Raw genomic sequence first — 18005 nt, forward strand, 5'->3', positions numbered from 1 at the left:
GTGACCCGCACGTTGGGGCTAGAACGGCGTGTGGAGATCCCGGCTCTCCGCTGCGCTACGGCCGGGATGACGGGGAGGGGGCACTACGACTGGGATCACAATCAGGGTGAGCTCCGCCCGGGATGACAGGGCAGGGGTAAGCGCCCCGGGAGGGTGACACTCCCAGGAAGGCCTGGATCAAAGTGGCCCGGGGCGGGCCATGCACGTCCCCAAATGGGCCCCGCCACTGGCTGACGATCGTTGCTAATCAGGAGGGCGATTGGACCACGGAGGACACAGAGGACTGGGGGAAGGGCTGGGAAGGAAAAGGTCGGATGATGGCCGTGCGACGTCAGATCACAGTCCGATCGTGATCTTTCGTCACTGTCCTTGCCGTTCTTTGTGACCTCTGTGGCTCAGGCCTTTGCTCGTCGTCGTACCTTGTGGCCTTCGTGGTGAATAAAGGCCCTTACGGAGCGGGAAAGAGGCGTTCGCCGTTTTCGAAGGCAATGGCGCGGGCGACGTTGTCGGGCAGCTGGTCGAGCCAGGCGCGGGTCTCGTCTTTCAGGTGGGTGTACTGTTCCCAGCGCGTGGTGGTGAAGGTGTCCACGCCGATCATGAAGCGATCCGGATGGGTGAGGAACAGCTCGAACCAGTCGTCGTCGATCTGACCACCGGGGTTAATGCGCGGGTTGCGCATGGACAGGTCCATGTTCATGCGCGGGTGGCGCTCGAGGTAGTCCTGCACCAGGGGCGGGTAGGCGTAGCTGCCGGCGTGGGCCCAGAGGATGCGCACCTCGGGGTGGGTGGCGTAGGCATGATCGATCACGGCCGGGTCGCCGTGGATCATGATGGTCAGATCGCGTGCGACGGCCAGGTCCAGCAACTGTTCGAAGCCGGGTCCGAAGCGGTCGTCTGCCAGGATGTGAAACTCGCCCAGCCCGCGCCAGGCCACGTCGGATTCGTCCAGCATGTCGGCAATGCGGGCGCCCAGGTCCTCGACGTGCATCCAGTCCATCTTCTTGCCCAGGCGGTGGGAAACTTCCAGAAACGGCACGATGCGGGTATCCGAGCCCGCTTGCAGGCGACGAATCAAGCCGCCTTCGGTCGACATGACGATGGCGCTGCGCACGTCATTGGAGGCCAGGGTGCGGCCCACGTCGCTGATGCCAAAGGTTTCGGCCACCGCCGGGCGATAGTGCAGGTGGGCATCGAAGATCGGCGGCTCGGCGCTGGCGACGGTGAAGGGCAGGGCCAGCCCGAGCGTGGCGCCGAGCAGGGAACGGTGGAGGCGATGGTGCATGGACAGACCCTTCGGAAGCCAATTCGACATCAGGAACGCGGCGGACTGTTGGGCGCAGGAGTCGGATCGGTCGTCTGTGCCGGATCGAAGCGTTCGCGCAGGTAGCGGATGATGGCATCGGATTCGTACAGCCAGCGCACCGAGCCGTCTTCTTCCTCGATTCGCAGGCAGGGCACCTGCAGGCGGCCGCCCTCGTTCTGCAGTTCCTCGCGCCAGGGACCGGTGGCCTGGGCGTTGCGCAGTTCGATATCCAGCGACAGGCGCTGCATCGCGCGGCGGGCCTTGATGCAGAACGGGCACGCCGGGAAGTGATACAGGGCAAGGCGTTGCGTCTGTTCGTCGATTCGGGCTTGGTCGGCCGGGTCCCGTTCGATGCCGCGTGGGCGCGACACGCGCTCACCGATCAGCATGAACGGGGTCAGAATCAGGCGGACGCCACGGAAGAAGGTGCGAATCAGGAATCTCATGGCGAAAGGATGCCACAGGAGCCCGACACCGTTACAGCATCTCGAGCGATGGAGGCGTTAGTTTCGCCCTCAAACCCAAGAGCGCTCCTGATTAGCAACGATCGTCAGCCAGTGGCGGGACCCATTTGGGGACGTGCATGGCCCACCCCGGGCCACTTTGATCCAGGCCTTCCTGGGAGTGTCACCCTCCCGGGGCCCTTACCCCTGCCCTGTCATCCCGGGCGGAGCTCACCCTGATTGTGATCCCGGTCGTAGTGCCCCCTCCCCGTCATCCCGGCCGTAGCGCAGCGGAGAGCCGGGATCTCCACACGCCGTTCCAGCCCCAACGTACGCGTCACTCATACCGTGGAGATCCCGGATAACCGCTGCGCGGTTTCCGGGATGACGATGTAGGAGGCGCCTGGAGACCCGGGCCCGCACGGGCCTTGAGCCTGGCGGACGCTCGTTGCTAATCAGGAGAGCGCTTTTCCACAAACCGCATGAAGGCACGAAGAAGATCAAGGGCGGTCTTTCCACGGCGTATACAGAGGGCGCGGCGTGAAGGGGTCCAAGGGTGCGCAGAAAAGGGTATTGGCGCACCGATCCGTGCTGCTCAGCCCACATCAAAGCTCCGATCCCGTCAACCGTCCTGGCGTTCTCGGTGTCCGCTGTGACCTCCATGGTTACAGGCTCTCGACCGTCTTCGCGTCTTCGTGGTGGGGATCTTTGTGAATCGGCATGCTCAGGGGGTGCCGAAGTCGAACTCCCAAGGGTCTTCCGGGGGCGCGTCGAGTAGCGACGGGCGCAGGCGGATCACTTCGAAGCCCAGTTCGCGATAGTCATCGAGGCGGTCCGGGGCGCGGTCGGCGACGTCGACGAAGTCGGCAAATGCCTCCGCGTCCAGGCCGCGCCAGCCGGCAAAGGTGCCGCAGACTGCCACGTTCACACTTTCTTCGCGGACCAGGGCCTCCACCTCGTCGTGCAGGCTGGGGTGCTGCATCGCCTCGCTACGCGTCAGGGTGAATTGTTCCGCACCGTGGGAGACGACGGCCACCGGGTAGTCGGGGTCGCGTTCGCGCAGGCGGGCGACACTGGCCCGAATCTCGGGAAGAAGCGCGGATAGCGCTGCGCGGTCGTTCTCGATGATCTCGAAGACCACGCCTTCAGGGAGCTTGTCACGTTCCAGGAGTTCGACGACGGCCGCGGAGGGTTCGCCCTGGGGCAGCGGGTCAGAGGAGGTCACGGGGCCCGCGTGCAGGCTGGGCACGGCCAGCATGGCCATGAGGCCGCCCACGAACAGCCAGGCGGGAAGCGGAAATGGTCGAGGGCGTGTGCGGGTAATCCACATGGCCCCATTCAAGCGGGGATCGCCGAACCACGCAAACACCCGCGCACCGGGGCAGCAGAATCGGGGCTCCCGCGCGCGGGCAGAGTCGAGTCGCCGGGGTCAGTGGCGGTCACCGGTGGCCTGCTCGGCCATTTGCTCGTAGCTGGTGTGGCGCACGTCCTTGCCCTTGACGAAATAGACGACGTATTCGCAGATGTTGCGCGCGCGGTCGCCGATACGTTCCAGGGAGCGGGTGGCCCAGACGATGTCCATCAGGCGCGGGACGGAGTCCGGGGCGGCGGTCATCTGCCGCATCAGTTTGTGGGTGACGGTCTCGTACAGGCTGTCGATCTGGATATCGAGCTGGGCGACGCGCACGGCCTGTTCCACGTCCATACGGGCGAAGGCATCCAGGGCCCCGCGGGTCATCTCGCGGACATGTTCGCCCATGCTGGCGATATCCGACATCGGGGCGCTGTTGCGGTCTTCATCCAGCAGGTGCAGGCCCATGCGGCCGACCCGCTCGGCCTCGTCGCCCATGCGTTCCAGGTCGGTGATGGTCTTGATGACCGCGATCACCAGCCGCAGGTCGGAGGCGGTCGGCTGGCGCCGGGCGAGGATGTGGGTGCACTCCTCGTCGATCTCGACCTCCTTGGCGTTGACCTCGTAGTCGGAGGTCATGACCTTCTCGGCGAGTTCGGCATCGCCCTCGACCATCGCGTGGACGGCATCGGCGAGCTGCTGCTCGACCAGACCGCCCATGGCCATCACCTGCTTGATGATGTCTTCCAGCTCGGCGTTGAACTGCTGCGAGATGTGTTGCTTGAAGAAGCTCTTGTCCATGGTGTTTTCCTAGGGAGACACTGATGAATGTACGCGTCCGCGCTCGAGTCGGTTTTGCCCGCTGACAAGGCGCGGTGACTGCCGTGCAGTGACTCTGCACAAGGGAGCCGCAACGCTGGCAGCGGGCAAAAGCGGCCGAGCCCCGACCTCTAAGTGAGGACATACGGGGTTGTTGCCCCATTTCCAGAGTGTTGGTACCGGCATGGGCCTTGTCGGCCTGTTTGTAGCGCTTGCTCTCGCACAAAATGGGGCACCAACGCGGAGGTGTAGATTCATCCGTGTCTCCCTAGCCGAAGCGGCCGGTGATGTAGTCCTCGGTCTGCTTCTTGGCAGGCGAGGTGAACAGGGTGTCGGTATCCGCGTATTCGATCAGCTCGCCCATGTACATGAAGGCGGTGTAGTCGGAGACGCGCGCGGCCTGCTGCATGTTGTGGGTGACGATGACCAGCGTGTAGTCCTTCTTCAGCTCGATCATCAACTCCTCGATCTTCAGCGTGGCCAGCGGATCCAGCGCCGAGCAGGGCTCGTCCAGCAGCAGGACCTCGGGGTCGATCGCGATGGCGCGGGCGATGACCAGGCGCTGCTGCTGGCCGCCGGACAGGCCGAAGGCATTCTCGTGCAGGCGGTCTTTCACCTCATCCCACAGCGCGGCGCGCTTAAGCGACTTCTCCACCACCTCGTCCAGCTTGCGGCGGTTCTTCACGCCCTGCAGGCGCAGGCCGTAGGCCACGTTCTCGTAGATCGACTTGGGGAACGGGTTCGGCTTCTGGAACACCATGCCCACTCGGCGGCGCAACTCGGGGACATCCACGGACTTGTCGTTGATGTCCGCGCCGTCCAGGCGGATGGTGCCCTCGATGCGTACGGAATCGATCAGGTCGTTCATGCGGTTGAAACAGCGCAGGAACGTGGACTTGCCGCAACCGGAAGGCCCGATGAATGCCGTGATGCGGTTCTTCGGGATGCGGATGTCGATGCCCTTGAGCGCCTGGTCCTCGCCGTAGAAAAGCTTGAGGCCCTCCGCGGTCAGGCAGATGTCCTCTCGGTCGAGGCTGAGGCCGCGCGGGGCCTGGTTATTCTGGGCCACGTTGACGGCGTGGGTCTGGGTGTCACTCATTTCGGGTACTCCATGGGGAATGGGGTTCGACGCATCCCGGCACCGCGAGGGGTCGGAAAAACACCGTCATCGCGAGGCGCGCAGCGACGTGGCAATCGGTTTGGGTGCCTCCGGCGTGTGGGGTACCGGAAGCCGATTGCCATGGCCCCTGCGGGGCCTCGCAATGACGATGTATGCGAGAGACGTTGTGCATGTCGTATCTCAGTCACTGTCGGCGCGGTACTTCTCACGCAGGTAGTTGCGGATCGAGATGGCGGTCAGGTTGAGCACGATGATCAGCATCACCAGGATCAGGGCGGTCGCGTAGACCAGCGGCCGGCCGGCCTCGACGTTCGGGCTCTGAAAGCCGACGTCGTAGATGTGGAAGCCCAGGTGCATGAAGGCGCGATCCAGGTGCAGGTACGGGAAGTTGCCGTCCACCGGCAGGCTGGGGGCCAGCTTGACCACCCCGACCAGCATCAGCGGGGCCACCTCGCCGGCCGCGCGCGCGACGGCCAGGATCAGCCCGGTCATCATCGCCGGCGCCGAAAGCGGCACGATCAGGCGCCACAGGGTCTCGGCCTTGGTCGCGCCCAGGGCCAGCGAGCCGTGGCGGATGCTGGCACCGATGCGGGTCAGGCCTTCCTCGGTGGAGACGATTACCACCGGCAGGGTCAACAGCGCGAGCGTGAGCGAGGCCCAGATGATCGCCGGCGAGCCGAAGGTGGGCGAGGGCAGGGCATCGCGGAAGAACATCTGGTCGATGTTGCCACCGACCAGGTAGACGAAGAACCCGAGGCCGAATACACCAAATACGATGGAGGGGACGCCCGCGAGGTTGTTCACCGAGATGCGGATGATGCGCACCAGCGGGCCCTGCTTCGCGTACTCGCGCAGGTAGATCGCGGCCAGCACGCCGAACGGGGTCACCACGATCGACATGATCAGGACCATCAGCACGGTCCCGAAGATCGCCGGCAGGATGCCGCCTTCGGTGTTGGCCTCGCGCGGATAGCCGGTCATGAACTCCCAGAAGGTGTGCACGTAGTGCCCGAGCTTCTGCGGGATGCTCATGTCGTTCGGCCACCAGGCGTTCACGACGTCGGCCAGTGCGATCACGGATTCGGCGCCGTCGGCGGTCTCCATCAGGATGGCGTAGCGGCGCAGTTCGCGGCGCAGCTCGTTACGCTCGTTTTCCAGCTCCGCGTACTGCTCCTCGAGTTCCGCGCGTTCGGCCTGCAGTTCCGCCTCGCGCTCGGCGCGCTCCTCGATCGACAGCTCGGTGGCACGCTCGATACCGCGCAGGGCAATGCGGATCTGCTCGATCTGGAAATTGATCGCGCCGATGTCCACGCGTTCGATGCGTTCGATCTGGCGGACCAGGCCGCGGGTCTCGGGGATAACCGCCTCGAAACGCACGCGCGCCTCGTTGCCGGTGGCCACGGCCTCGCCGTCCACGCGGAACTCGCGAACGAAGCCGTAGAAGTTGCCCCACTGCAGGCGTTCCAGCACCACGGCATCGCGAGGCATCTCGCGCTCGCCCATGAAGTCGTCCAGATACCAGCGGAAGTCTCGCGAGTCGAGGTCACGATTGCCGCGCTTGACCAGGTGCCGTACCACGATTTCCTGGCCTTCGGGCACGTCGAAGCCGGCGTCGCGCATGGCCTGGGCGGTCATCGTCTCGGAGCGCTGGAACTCGCCCATGACCTGGGTAGGCTCGCTTTGCTGCGCCGTCTGGTATTCGAACTGGGCCACGTTGGACGGCCAGAAGAACGACAGGCCGTTGACCGCAATCATCAGGATCAGCCCGAAGACCATCACCAGCGAGGTGGCCACCGCGCCCGCATTCAGCCAGATCCAGGGGGTGCCGGATTTGAACCATTTATTCATCGGATCGAGACCTGTCTGGAATGCGTTTTAAAGGGAGGCGTACTTGTTGCGCAGGCGCTGGCGCACGATCTCGGCGACCGTGTTCACGAAGAACGTGAGCGCGAACAGCACCAGTGCGGCGAGGAACAGGATGCGGAAGTGGCTGCCGCCGACCGCGGCCTCGGGCATCTCGACCGCGATGTTGGCGGAGAGCGTGCGCATGCCCTCGAAGATGTTGAAATTGACCACCGGCGAGTTCCCGGTCGCCATCAGCACGATCATGGTCTCGCCGACGGCGCGGCCGAAGCCGATCATGACCGCCGAGAAGATCCCCGGGCTGGCGGTCAGCAGGACCACGCGCACTACGGTCTGCCAGGGTGTGGCCCCCAGCGCCAGCGAACCTTGGGTCAGGTGCTTGGGCACGTTGAACACGGCATCCTCGGAAATCGAGTAGATGGTCGGGATCACCGCGAAGCCCATGGCGATGCCGATCACGAGGGCGTTGCGCTGGTCGTAGGTGATGCCGTTGTCGGTCAGCCACTGGCGGGCGTCGCCGCCGAACATCCAGATCTCGATCAGGGGGCTCAGCGTCACCGCGAACCAGCCCACCAGCAGGATCACCGGGATCAGGATCGCGGCCTCCCAGCCCGCCGGTATGAACGCGCGGACCTGCTCGGGGAGCACACGGGTCCAGACGAAGGCCATCAGCAGCATGGACAGCGGCAGCAGAATCAGGATGCTCGCGACGGCGGGCAGGTTCGCCTCGATGAACGGGGCCAGCCACAACCCGGCGAGGAAGCCGAGGATGACCGTGGGCAGCGCCTCCATCAGCTCGATCGAGGGCTTGGTGAGCGTGCGCATGCGCGCCGACATGAAGTAGGCGCTGTAGATCGCCCCCATGATCGCCAGCGGGGTGGCGAACAGCATGGCGTAGAAGGCGGCCTTGATGGTGCCGATGGTCAGGGGGATCAGCGAGAACTTGGGTTCGAACTCGTCGGTGGCCGAGGAGGACTGCCAGACATAGTCGCCACCCGAGCGGCCCTCGTACCAGACCTTCTGCCACAGCACGTGGAAGGAGACCTCCGGATGACGGTTCTCCAGGCGCTGCAGGTGCCAGTTCTCGGCCTCGTCGATCGCGATCAGCAGGCGGTTGCGCGGGTCCACGTACACTCGATGCAGCGCCTGATCGGTAATCTGGCGTTCCACCAGGGTGCGCTGCGAGGTGGGGTAGTGGATCTTGATCTGGCCGGTTTCGTCGGCGGTCAGGAAGCCCTTGCGGATGTATTCGGGCTGGGTGTTGGTGACCGGCCCGGCGTGCGCGGGGAATTCGCGCACGCGGGTGATGCGGTTCACGTTGTCGGCGTCGCGCACCAGCATGTACTGGGTGACCGATCCGTCCGAGCCGCCCACGACGATCGACACCGTGCCCAAGAGGTATTCGAGCGAGGTGACTTCGGCCTCGTCTCCGCGAATCACGCGCTTGCTGTCTTCCAGGGTCGCGCTGGCCGGACGACGGATATCGTAGGAGTGCAGGCGCCCCTGGTCGTCGCCCACGAGCATGATGCGGCCGGTGATGTCGAGGAGGATGCGGGTGGCCGTGCTGCCTTCTGGCAGGGCGGGCATGTCGTAGGCACTGCGGCGCACCTGGGTCTCGCCGGTCATCATCGAGGTGGTTTCCTCGAACTGGACCAGGCGGATGCGGCCGTCCTCCGTGGTGGCGGCGACACGAATCCCACTGGAACCGCGCTGGATCCCGACCACGCTGATGGCGGGGCCATCGCCGTCGATATCCAGCAGTGCGGAGTCTTCGTCACCCAGCGGGTAGATCACGCGCGGGTCATATTCGCGGCCCTCGGGGGTGAAGCGCTCGTTGTATTCGTACTCGATGGCGAGGACCTGCCCGTTGTCGAGGCCAAGCGCCACCAGGCGGGTGCGCGGCTCGGCCGCGGTGAAACTGGTGACCCGGACATCATCGGGGATCGGCAGGGTCTGTTCGCGCACGATCTCGCCGGTATTCGGGCGGAAGAACACGGCACGCCGGTCGTCGGTGATGCGCACGGCCATTTCGCGGTGGCGATTCACCGCCAGGTGCACGGTGCGGGTATCGGCTCCGCCGGGGGCGTCGTACTCGGTCAGGGGGTCGAGCTTGGCGCCCTGGAACATCGGCAGGGTTTCGCTCAGGAGGTAGACGAACATGAGGGTGAGGGCGCCGACCACGGCGATCCCGAAAAAACCGATCATGTAGCGCGCGGAGCGATCCTTGGTGCGGCGCCAGCGCTGGAAACCGGCGAGACGCGGGGCGATGGTGGCGGTGGACATGAAGTTCCCCTGAGAGCCGCCGCGAAGGGCGTGCAAAACCATTGGATGTCGGGGCGTGATGCTACGGCCGCTATGTGACAGGGACGTGACATCCATGTGACGGCTGGTTGACCGGTGGGCGAGGAAGGCCTGCGCGCAACACACAAAAAAGGCCGGAACCCTTGGGTCCCGGCCTTTGCACCCATTCCCTGGGCGCGGGTACTGCGCCCGGTTTATTCCAGACCGAGGTTCTTGCGCTCGCGCTCGGCGACCGTGGCCGGCAGTGGGATGAAGCCGTCACGCACCACGACCTCCTGGCCTTCCTTCGACAGCACCATCTTCAGGAACTCGGCCGCGCGCGGGGTCAGGCCGTCTTCCGGGTGCTTGTTGACCATCACGTAGAGGAAGCGGGCCAGCGGGTAGTCACCGGAGGCGGCGTTCTCGCCGTTCGGCTCGAAGTAGTTGCCTTCTTCGGTGCCCAGCGGGATGGCGCGCACGCCGGAGGTGGAGTACCCGATGCCGGAGTAGCCGATGCCGTTCAGGGACTCGGAGACGCCCTGAACCACCGAGGCGGAACCCGGCTGTTCGTTGATGGCGTTTTTGAAGTCGCCATCGCACAGGGCGTGCTGGCGGAAGTACCCGTAGGTGCCGGAGACGGCGTTACGGCTGTACAGGGTGATGTCACGGTTGGCCCAGGAGCCTTCCAGTCCGAGCTGACCCCAGCGGGTGATGTCCTCGGCACCGCCACAACGACGGGTGGAGGAGAAGACGGCGTCGACCTGATCGATGCTCATGCCTTCGATCGGGTTGTCGCGGTTCACGAACACGGCGATGGTGTCGATGGCGACCGGCACGGCGGTCATCTCGTAGCCGTGGCGCTGTTCGAACTCGGCATGTTCGCTGTCACGCGGCATGCGCGACATCGGGCCGAAGTCGGCGGTGCCTTCGGTCAGGGCGGGCGGGGCGGTGGAGGTGCCGGCACCCTGGATCTGGACGTTCACGTTCGGGTAGAAGCCCTGGAATTCTTCCGCCCACAGGGTCATGAGGTTGTTCAGGGTGTCGGAACCGATGCTCGACAGGTTGCCGGAGATGCCGGAGACCGTCTCGTAGGCCGGGATGTCGGCATCGACTTCAGCCGCGGCGGTCAGCGGGGCGATGGCGAGGGCTGTGGCCGTGGCCAGCGCGAGGATGCTTCGCTTCAACAACATGGGTGTACTCCCTTGGGCTTGCTTGAGGTTTTCAAGGCCGAGTGGCTCGGTCCTTGATGACGAATTATCGGGAGCGGTGCTTGCAGTTGCGTGACGCGCATGTGACAGCCGCGTGACATCTGGCCCGGTAGGGATGGGGCCGGGTTCGTGGGGGTGATTACTTCGTTGCGCTTGCAATGACGGGTATTGGTATAGGTCATTGCGAGGAGCGAAGCGACGCGGCAATCGGTCCGAAAGGCCCATGGGTTCGGGGTGTTTGCGGACGATTGCCACGGGCCCGGCGGGCCCTCGCAATGACGTTAGTTGGAGGGGCCGGAGGGTGCGGCGCGGCGGATGCGGCTCATCGGGAACAGGCAGGTGAACCGGCTGCCGCGGCCGACCTGGCTTTCGATCGCGAGGTGGCCTTCGTGGCGGGCGAGGACGTGCTTGACGATGGCCAGGCCCAGGCCTGTCCCGCCGCGCGACTGGGTGCGCCCGGCATCCACGCGATAGAAACGTTCGGTCAGGCGCCCGAGGTGATGGCTGGCGATGCCGGGCCCGGTGTCCTCGACGCTCAGGCGTGCGCCGTCGTCGTCGACCCGCCAGCGCAGGGTGATGGTGGTGCCGCCAGGTGTGTACTTCACGGCATTGAACAGCAGGTTGGCGCAGGCCGAGCGCAGTTCGTCCGGGTTGCCCTGGAACTCCAGTTTGGGGTCGGCGTCCAGCACGATCGCGTGCGCTTCCGTGCCCGAAAGGATGCGCGCCTCGTCCGTCAGCTTCTGGAACAGTGGGAACGGGTTGAACCAGTCCTGCGGGCCGGTGGTTTCGCCGGTCTCCAGGCGTGAGAGCAGCAGCAGGTCGTCCACTAGCAGTTTCATCCGCTCGGACTGTTCGCGCAGCATCTGGACCGAACGCGCGAGCTGAGGCTGGTCCTCCAGTTCGTCTTCCAGGCTCTCGGTGACGCCGTAGAGTACGGTCAGCGGCGTGCGCAGTTCGTGCGAAACGTTGGCGATGAAGTCGCGGCGCATGACCTCCAGGCGGTGCAGGTGGGTGGTGTCCCGGGCCAGCAGCAGGTACTGCGCGTCGCCATAGGGGAGCATGCGCATCTCCAGTTGGCGTTCGCTGTCCAGGGGGGAGGGCACGGTCACCCGCGCGAGGGACTCGCGGGCACGTTCCATGAACGTCAGGAACTCCGGGTGGCGCAGGAGATGGGTAATGCGCTGGCCCTCGTCGCGCGGCCAGTGGAGCCCGAGCAGCTGGCAGGACATGTCGTTCAGCCACTCGATGCGCAGGTCATCGTTCAGGACCACTACCGCGTCGGGCATGGCCTTCGCCGAGTCCCGGTAGCGCTCCAGCAGCTGGCGCAACCGATGCACGCGGTTCTCGTGGCGTCTGCGGCGGCGGTAGAGGTGGTCGAAGATCACGCCCCACAGGCCGCGCACGTCCGGTGGGTCGGCACGGCCGCCCCGGCGCAGCCAGGTCTCCAGCCACAGCAGGTTGGCGATGTTCCAGGCCAGTGCAGCCCCAAGCAGAAACGCCAGGGTGGGCCAGAACTGGCCGGTGGCCCAGCCAAGCGCCAGGAGCGGCAGCGCGATCAGCAGGCTGGTAATGAGGATGTCGGGCCAGGTCTTGCGGGGCTGCACGGGGACCGCCGAAGGTCAGGGAAGCTGCGAGAAACGGTACCCTGAACCACGCACGGTTTGCACCAGGTGGTCATGCCCGGTGTCGGCCAGCGCCTTGCGCAGGCGGCGGATGTGTACATCCACCGTGCGTTCCTCCACATAGACGTTGGTGCCCCAGACCTTGTCCAGCAGCTGTTCGCGGCTGAACACCCGATCCTGATGGGTCATGAAGAAGTGCAGCAAGTTGTACTCGGTAGGGCCCATGCTGATGGCCGCGCCGTTGCCGGTGATGCGATGGGAGACGGGGTCCAGACGCAGGCCCTCGATCTCGATCGGTTCCTCGCTGGTGGTGGGCGAGGTGCGGCGCAGCACGGCCTTCATGCGCGCGACCAGCTCGCGCGGCGAGAACGGTTTGGTTACGTAGTCGTCGGCGCCGACATCCAGGCCGCGCACGCGGTCTTCTTCCTCGCCGCGGGCAGTCAGCATGATCAGCGGGATGTCCTTGGTGACGGGGCTGGTCTTGAGCGTACGCGCCCAGTCGATGCCGCTGATGTCCGGCAGCATCCAGTCCAGCAGGATCAGATCCGGTGGGTCTTCCAGCAGGAGGGATTTTGCCGAGCGGACATCGCCGGCCTCGCGGACCTCGTAGCCCGCCTTCTGGAACGGCACCTGCAGCATCTCGCGGATCGCTGCATCATCTTCCACCAGCAGAATTCGAGTGGCCATGGCCCCGTCTCGTGATTACCTGATCCGCATTAGATAACAGGGATGTTACAGGCGTGTGAACGGGAGGTGGTGCGGTGGCAACCAGCCTGTGGCGTGTTCGGGCGGCTCGCGACCGATCGGCGCAGCCCTGCGGGCCTCGTGAGGACGAGCGATGAGTAGCCGCTAAGGGTGGGCGCCGAGTTCGAAGCGTTCGTCGCCGTGCAGGAAGATCATGCCGTCGTGGTGCGGCGAGCGGGCGAGCTGCTGGCGGATGGCCTGTTCGTGGCCGGGCTTGAGATGGGTAATGGCAATGCGCGGGCGGTGCTGCAGTTGCGCCAGGTCCTCGCCCAGGTGCTGCGGGGTGTAGTGCTTGGCCAGATCCGCCATGCCCTCCATCTCGTCTGGGAGGCCGGTCTCGATCATCAGCAGATCGAGGTGGGGCAGGGCGTTCAGCGCGGGCCAGAGCAGGTGCGAGGAGGTCGTGTCGCCGCTGAAGGCGAAGGCGGCGCCGTCGCTGTTGGTGACGCTGTAGCCGACCGCGGGCACGGTATGGCGGGCGGGCAGCACCTGGATCTCGCGATGTTCCACCGCGATGCTGTGACCGGGTTGCAGCGACTCCAGGCGGATCAAGGGCTGATCGGGCCGTGGCAGACGGGTGAAGTCCGGCCAGATCACCCAGTTGAAGACGTGATCGCACAGGGCCTTGAGTGTTGCCGGGAGGCCGTGAACGTGGACGGGCGGGGCATCCGGGCTGTAGACCATATCCGCCAGCATCGGGAGGAAGGCGATATGGTCCAGGTGCGAGTGGGTCAGGAAGACATGGCGAATGCGCCGCAGCTCCTCCAGGGTCAGATCGCCCACGCCACTGCCCGCGTCGATAAGGATGTCGTTATCGATGAGGATGGATGTGGTACGCCGGCCCGGGCCAATCCCGCCACTGGCGCCAAGGATGCGAACGGACAGACTCATGTCGGACAGTATATCGAGCGAGCAGCGGGCCGTCGTGTGGCCAGACCCGCGAGCCGGAGGCTGGGGTCGGTCGCCCCGGGTCGTTGGATGTGGGTGACGGACATGCCCTAATGCTAGACCGGGTCCAGGCCCAAGTTCCGTGACGTGCGGCGCGAAAAGGTGATCCCGAGGCATGGCGGGGCGTCTCGCGAATCTTGTGCGGGCGGGGCTTCCCGCCACCGGGTGGAGTTGCTAGAATGCGCGTCCTGTTTGGGGCGGTAGCTCAGCTGGGAGAGCGTCGCGTTCGCAATGCGAAGGTCGGGAGTTCGATCCTCCTCCGCTCCACCAAACACCAAGGAAAAGGCCTGCTTTCGCAGGCCTTTCCTTTTTCAGGTTCAGCTGCGCAGGTGGCCCCGTGGGGCCATGGCGGCCTTTACCGGGGCCCGGCGCGCGAACGGTTCGGGTTCGTGGTGGCTCACGAGCTCGGCCAGGGATGCGGCGGGCAGGGGGCGGCTGCACAAATAGCCCTGCCAGGCATCACAGCCCTCTGCGGCCAGAAATCCGAGCTGATCCTCGGTTTCAACCCCCTCGGCGAGCACATCCAGCCCCAGGTTGTGGGCCATGTCGATGATGGTCATGGCCAGCTCGGCATCGTTGCGGTCCTCCGGCAGGTCGCGCACGAAGGTCTGGTCGATCTTCAGGATGTCGATCGCGAATTCCTTCAGGTAGGCCAGCGACGAATACCCGGTGCCGAAGTCGTCGATGGCCAGCGCGATGCCCAGGCCCTTGATCTGCTGCAGGGTGCCACGGGTCGTGTCGGCCTGTTCCATCAGGGTGCTTTCGGTGAGCTCCAGGGTCAGGCGTTGTGCGGGGAGTCCGGATTCGTGCAGGACCTGGCGGAGCTGATGGAGCAGGCCCGGTGCGGCGACCTGGCGCGCCGACAGGTTGACCGAGACTTCCAGCGGCGGCAGGCCCTGACGATCCCATTCCACGACCTGGCGGCAGGCCTCGCGCAGAACAAAATCCCCGACGGCGGCGATCAGGCCCGTTTCCTCGGCCAGCGGTATGAACACGTCCGGCGCGATCAGGCCGCGTTCGGGGTCACGCCAGCGCACCAGTGCCTCGATCCCGGTGATCTTCCCGGACGTCATGTGTACCTGAGGCTGGTAGAACACCTCCAGTTCGTTCTGGGCCAGGGCGTGCCGCAGCCGGTTCTCGATCTCCAGGCGCTGGTTGGCGGCATCGGTGAGGGCGGTACGGTAAAAGCGGAAGGTGTTGCGCCCGGCGTCCTTGGCCTCGTACATCGCCGCATCGGCCTGAGTGAGAAGCTCACCGGCTTCGGTGGCGTCCTCCGGGAACAGTGCAATACCGATGCTCGCGCCTACCTGCAAGTTGGTCCAGCCGCCGACGGCAAAGGGTTCGGCTATGAGCTCCAGAAGCTGGCGGGCGCGGGCCTCGAGCTCTTGATGTTCTGCGGCGTCGTCGATTACCGCGATGAATTCGTCGCCCCCAATCCGGGCCACGGTGCGAGCCTTGAAGCGCGTCTTCAGGCGCTCGCCCAGGATTTGCAGGAGGTCATCGCCGACGCGGTGGCCGAGGCTGTCGTTGATGTTCTTGAAGCGGTCCAGATCCACGAACAGGATTGCCACCAGGCCTTCCCGCTGGCGAGCCTGTTGCATGGCCTCGTCAAGGTGCTCCTGCAGCAGCGTGCGGTTGGGCAGTCCGGTCAGCGGGTCATGCCCGGCCTGGTACGCCAGGCGAGCTTCGTGTGCGCGCAGGCGGCCCTGCGCCGCGCGGCGTTGCTCGACCTCCAGTGAAAGCCGCCGCGTCAGACGCCGGTAGTAGAGCGCAGCCAACCCGCTCAGCAGCAATAGCCCCGCCATGAAGCCGAGCAGGACCTCCGGCCGGGCCTCCCAGTAGGCGCGCAGGCTGATTGCCACGGTGCGGTCGTAGGGCGGGTAGCCGAGTTCTTCCAGGAGTTTGTGTACCGCCCCGTAGGACAACGGGGCTGACCAGCCGTGGTAGCCGCCTTCACGCGCCGCGGGGTGATCCGCGGGCAGGCTCAGCAGGGCGATCGTGACGGCTTCGGCCAGTTGGTCAGGGGTGTGTCCAAGACGCGAGAACGGCCATTCAGGATAAAGCCGGGTGGAGTGGGCAAATGGAAACCCCGCTGTCTTGCGGGGCGCCAGTACGCGCAGGGTGTCGGCGGGCAGGTCGCCCGATTGCAGCCGCTCCTCCAGCACGCCGGTGCGCACCATGCCGGCGTCGGCCTCGCCGGTTAACAAGCCCTCGATCACCCGGTAGTGGGGCATGCCCGTGTAGTGGACCGACGCCAGGTCCTCGAACGGATCCACGCCAGCGCTGCGCAGGGCCCCGTAACCGGCCAGCCAACCGCCCAGAGAGTCTTCTTCCACCGCCAGCAACCGCTGCCCACGAAGGTCGTCCAGTGACTGGAGGTCATTGCGTTCGTCAAGGACCAGGATCGTCCCGCCGAACTGACGAATGGGCTGGCCTTGCTCCTCGGCGATGAGGGTGGCCAGGCGGGTGATGCCTTGTTGCGCCTCCAGGCGCACGTAATGGCCGGTGTTGGTGAGGACGAAATCAACGCCTCCGGTGGCGACGGCCTGCTCCAGGTCCGGATAGTTAAGTGCCTGAATGCGAAATTCGGCCGCGTCGACCTGCGTGCTCAGGTAGTCGGCTGTGGGTTGCCACTGGGCCGTGGTCTCTTCGGCATCGCGAAAGGCCAGCACGCCGATGGTGTATACGCTGGCGTCGTCACTATTTGCCGCCATTGCGGGGGCAGCAACGGACAGGCTGATCAGCAGGATCAGCAGACGGGGCAGGGTGGATGGATGGCGCATCGGCAAGAGCCTACTATGCGAAGGGACTTGCCGTACACGTTCGGGCGCGAACGGGCGTTGGGGTACCGGCTCGCGGGAAAGGGCGGTCACGCGGCGAGCCCGGCCGCCGCGTGACCGATGGGGACGCTACCAGCTCTTGTAGGGCAGGAACTTGCCGTTCCAGGTGATCTTCACGCGGTCGCCCTTCGGGTCCTCGACCTTGTCGATGTCCATGGTGAAGTCGATGGCGCTCATGATGCCGTCACCGAACTTCTCGTGGATCAGCGCCTTCATGGTGTCGCCGTAGACGTTGATCGCCTCGTAGAAGCGATAGATCACCGGGTCGGTGGGGATGGTCTTGTCCCAGGTCTTGTGCGGGAAGGCCTGCAGCGCCTGCGAGACCTCGGGGCCGAGACCGAGGAAGGTCGCCAGCTTGTCGGCCTGGTCGCCCTCCAGGTGGTTCATGCCGTAGCAGGCGGAGGTCACGTAGACCTCGTGCAGCCCGGTGGCCTCGGCGATCGCGGCCCAGGTGGTTCCGCGGTTCTCCTTGGCCTCGAGGATGGTGGTGGTCATGGCGCTCTTGCTGAGACTCATTACTGTGCTCCTTGAATGCGATGGATGGACTGGGGGTCAGACCGCGCGAACCATGCGCGGACCGGGTTCCGGGTTGGCCTCGGGCTTGGCCGGGTTGACGATGCGCGGGCTGTGGCGCGGGTTGTCACCGCGGGCGGCGCCCGCCTGGGCCTTGGCCGACATCTCCTTGGCGCCGTTCACGAGGAAGTCGACCAGGTGGTTGCGGATCGGGTAGTAGGCCTCCTGCTGATGCAGACTGGCGCGCTCCCGCGGCCGGGGGATGTCGATCTTCACCGACTCGGCGACCTGGGCATGCGGCCCGTTGGTCATCAGCAGCACGCGGTCGGCAAGCAGGATCGCCTCGTCCACGTCGTGGGTGATCATGAACACGGTCTGGTGGGTCTCCGACCAGATCTTCAGCAGCTCCTCCTGGATGACCCCGCGGGTCAGGGCGTCCAGGGCTCCGAACGGCTCGTCCATCAGCAGCAGCTTGGGTTCGATGGCGAAGGCCCGGGCGATGCCGACGCGCTGGCGCATGCCGCCGGAGAGTTGCGAGGGCTTGCGGTCCATGGCGTGGTCCAGGCCCACCATGTGCAGGTAGCGCTCGGCGTGTTCCAGGCGTTGCGCCTTGCTCCAGTTCGGCCAGCGGGCGCGCACCGCGAACATCACGTTGTCGCGCGCCGACAGCCACGGCAGCAGGCTGTGGTTCTGGAAGATCACGCCCTGGTCGAGGCTGGGGCCGTTGATCTCCTTGTTGTCCATGATCACGTTGCCGTCGGTCGGTGTGGCCAGACCGGCGAGCACGTTCAGGATGGTGGACTTGCCGCAGCCGGAGTGACCGATCAGGCAGACGAACTCGCCCTTGTTGATGGTCACGTCGACGCCCTCGAACACGGTCATCAGTTCGCTGGAGTCGGGCTGCGGGAAGCGCTGGCTCAGGTTCTCGATTTCGAGGAATCCCTTGCTCAT

The 18005-nt window shown here is 65.5% G+C and carries 14 protein-coding genes and 1 tRNA gene; 1 reads left to right on the forward strand and 14 read right to left on the reverse strand.

Going from position 1 to position 18005, the window contains the following annotated elements; all coding sequences use genetic code 11:
* Positions 1-448: 448 nt before the first annotated feature.
* The 11 genes from G333_RS0106865 to G333_RS0106915 form a co-directional block, all read right to left on the reverse strand.
* Positions 449-1282 carry an amidohydrolase family protein gene (locus tag G333_RS0106865; protein WP_018938041.1) on the reverse strand — a complete coding sequence of 278 codons (834 nt, stop codon included), beginning with the start codon at positions 1280-1282 and terminating at the stop codon, positions 449-451.
* Between the two features lie 29 nt (positions 1283-1311).
* Entirely contained in the window at positions 1312-1749 is a 438-nt protein-coding gene (locus tag G333_RS0106870) for a glutathione S-transferase N-terminal domain-containing protein (RefSeq protein WP_018145412.1), read from the reverse strand.
* A 721-nt stretch (positions 1750-2470) separates the two neighbouring features.
* Positions 2471-3076: a hypothetical protein gene (locus G333_RS0106875; protein WP_019628045.1), complete on the reverse strand. Its 606-nt coding sequence runs from the start codon at positions 3074-3076 to the stop codon at positions 2471-2473.
* Positions 3077-3175: 99 nt separating this feature from the next.
* Positions 3176-3898, reverse strand: a complete 723-nt coding sequence (phoU, locus tag G333_RS0106880; RefSeq protein WP_018145414.1) for a phosphate signaling complex protein PhoU — start codon at positions 3896-3898, stop codon at positions 3176-3178.
* A gap of 286 nt (positions 3899-4184) precedes the next feature.
* A complete protein-coding gene (pstB, locus tag G333_RS0106885; protein ID WP_018170007.1) occupies positions 4185-5015 on the reverse strand; it encodes a phosphate ABC transporter ATP-binding protein PstB in 831 nt (276 codons plus the stop codon).
* 201 nt (positions 5016-5216) lie between these two features.
* On the reverse strand, positions 5217-6884 hold the full coding sequence (gene pstA / locus G333_RS0106890) for a phosphate ABC transporter permease PstA (RefSeq protein ID WP_018170006.1): 1668 nt from the start codon (positions 6882-6884) through the stop codon (positions 5217-5219).
* 27 nt (positions 6885-6911) lie between these two features.
* Positions 6912-9182, reverse strand: coding sequence for an ABC transporter permease subunit (locus G333_RS0106895; protein ID WP_019628046.1), 2271 nt, complete (start codon positions 9180-9182; stop codon positions 6912-6914).
* 212 nt (positions 9183-9394) lie between these two features.
* A complete protein-coding gene (locus tag G333_RS0106900; protein ID WP_018145418.1) occupies positions 9395-10369 on the reverse strand; it encodes a PstS family phosphate ABC transporter substrate-binding protein in 975 nt (324 codons plus the stop codon).
* 299 nt (positions 10370-10668) lie between these two features.
* Positions 10669-11991 (reverse strand): phosphate regulon sensor histidine kinase PhoR, encoded by a 1323-nt coding sequence (gene phoR / locus G333_RS0106905; RefSeq protein WP_019628047.1) that lies wholly within the window; start codon positions 11989-11991, stop codon positions 10669-10671.
* A gap of 15 nt (positions 11992-12006) precedes the next feature.
* Positions 12007-12696, reverse strand: a complete 690-nt coding sequence (gene phoB / locus G333_RS0106910) for a phosphate regulon transcriptional regulator PhoB (protein WP_018145420.1) — start codon at positions 12694-12696, stop codon at positions 12007-12009.
* A 162-nt stretch (positions 12697-12858) separates the two neighbouring features.
* Positions 12859-13644, reverse strand: a complete 786-nt coding sequence (locus G333_RS0106915; protein ID WP_018176571.1) for a 3',5'-cyclic-nucleotide phosphodiesterase — start codon at positions 13642-13644, stop codon at positions 12859-12861.
* Positions 13645-13895: 251 nt separating this feature from the next.
* Between G333_RS0106915 and G333_RS0106920 the strand changes: the two genes are divergently transcribed.
* Positions 13896-13971, forward strand: a tRNA-Ala gene (locus tag G333_RS0106920).
* A gap of 47 nt (positions 13972-14018) precedes the next feature.
* Here G333_RS0106920 and G333_RS0106925 read toward each other — a convergent pair.
* The 3 genes from G333_RS0106925 to G333_RS0106935 form a co-directional block, all read right to left on the reverse strand.
* Positions 14019-16484: a bifunctional diguanylate cyclase/phosphodiesterase gene (locus tag G333_RS0106925; protein ID WP_019628048.1), complete on the reverse strand. Its 2466-nt coding sequence runs from the start codon at positions 16482-16484 to the stop codon at positions 14019-14021.
* Between the two features lie 126 nt (positions 16485-16610).
* A complete protein-coding gene (gene cynS / locus G333_RS0106930) occupies positions 16611-17057 on the reverse strand; it encodes a cyanase (protein WP_018145423.1) in 447 nt (148 codons plus the stop codon).
* 36 nt (positions 17058-17093) lie between these two features.
* A complete protein-coding gene (locus tag G333_RS0106935) occupies positions 17094-18005 on the reverse strand; it encodes an ABC transporter ATP-binding protein (RefSeq protein ID WP_018952026.1) in 912 nt (303 codons plus the stop codon).

The organism is Thioalkalivibrio sp. AKL10 (genome assembly GCF_000381845.1).
In the GTDB taxonomy this organism is placed as follows: Bacteria; Pseudomonadota; Gammaproteobacteria; order Ectothiorhodospirales; family Ectothiorhodospiraceae; genus Thioalkalivibrio; species Thioalkalivibrio versutus.

Bases quoted from the DNA above. Each gene is read 5' to 3' on its own strand.
- G333_RS0106895 (WP_019628046.1), bottom strand. From the start codon at position 9,182: ATGTCCACCGCCACCATCGCCCCGCGTCTCGCCGGTTTCCAGCGCTGG.
- G333_RS0106925 (WP_019628048.1), bottom strand. From the start codon at position 16,484: ATGCGCCATCCATCCACCCTGCCCCGTCTGCTGATCCTGCTGATCAGC.
- G333_RS0106865 (WP_018938041.1), bottom strand. From the start codon at position 1,282: ATGCACCATCGCCTCCACCGTTCCCTGCTCGGCGCCACGCTCGGGCTG.
- G333_RS0106875 (WP_019628045.1), bottom strand. From the start codon at position 3,076: ATGTGGATTACCCGCACACGCCCTCGACCATTTCCGCTTCCCGCCTGG.
- phoB (WP_018145420.1), bottom strand. From the start codon at position 12,696: ATGGCCACTCGAATTCTGCTGGTGGAAGATGATGCAGCGATCCGCGAG.
- pstB (WP_018170007.1), bottom strand. From the start codon at position 5,015: ATGAGTGACACCCAGACCCACGCCGTCAACGTGGCCCAGAATAACCAG.
- G333_RS0106870 (WP_018145412.1), bottom strand. From the start codon at position 1,749: ATGAGATTCCTGATTCGCACCTTCTTCCGTGGCGTCCGCCTGATTCTG.
- cynS (WP_018145423.1), bottom strand. From the start codon at position 17,057: ATGAGTCTCAGCAAGAGCGCCATGACCACCACCATCCTCGAGGCCAAG.
- pstA (WP_018170006.1), bottom strand. From the start codon at position 6,884: ATGAATAAATGGTTCAAATCCGGCACCCCCTGGATCTGGCTGAATGCG.
- phoU (WP_018145414.1), bottom strand. From the start codon at position 3,898: ATGGACAAGAGCTTCTTCAAGCAACACATCTCGCAGCAGTTCAACGCC.
- G333_RS0106915 (WP_018176571.1), bottom strand. From the start codon at position 13,644: ATGAGTCTGTCCGTTCGCATCCTTGGCGCCAGTGGCGGGATTGGCCCG.
- G333_RS0106900 (WP_018145418.1), bottom strand. From the start codon at position 10,369: ATGTTGTTGAAGCGAAGCATCCTCGCGCTGGCCACGGCCACAGCCCTC.
- G333_RS0106935 (WP_018952026.1), bottom strand. From the start codon at position 18,005: ATGAGCAAGGGATTCCTCGAAATCGAGAACCTGAGCCAGCGCTTCCCG.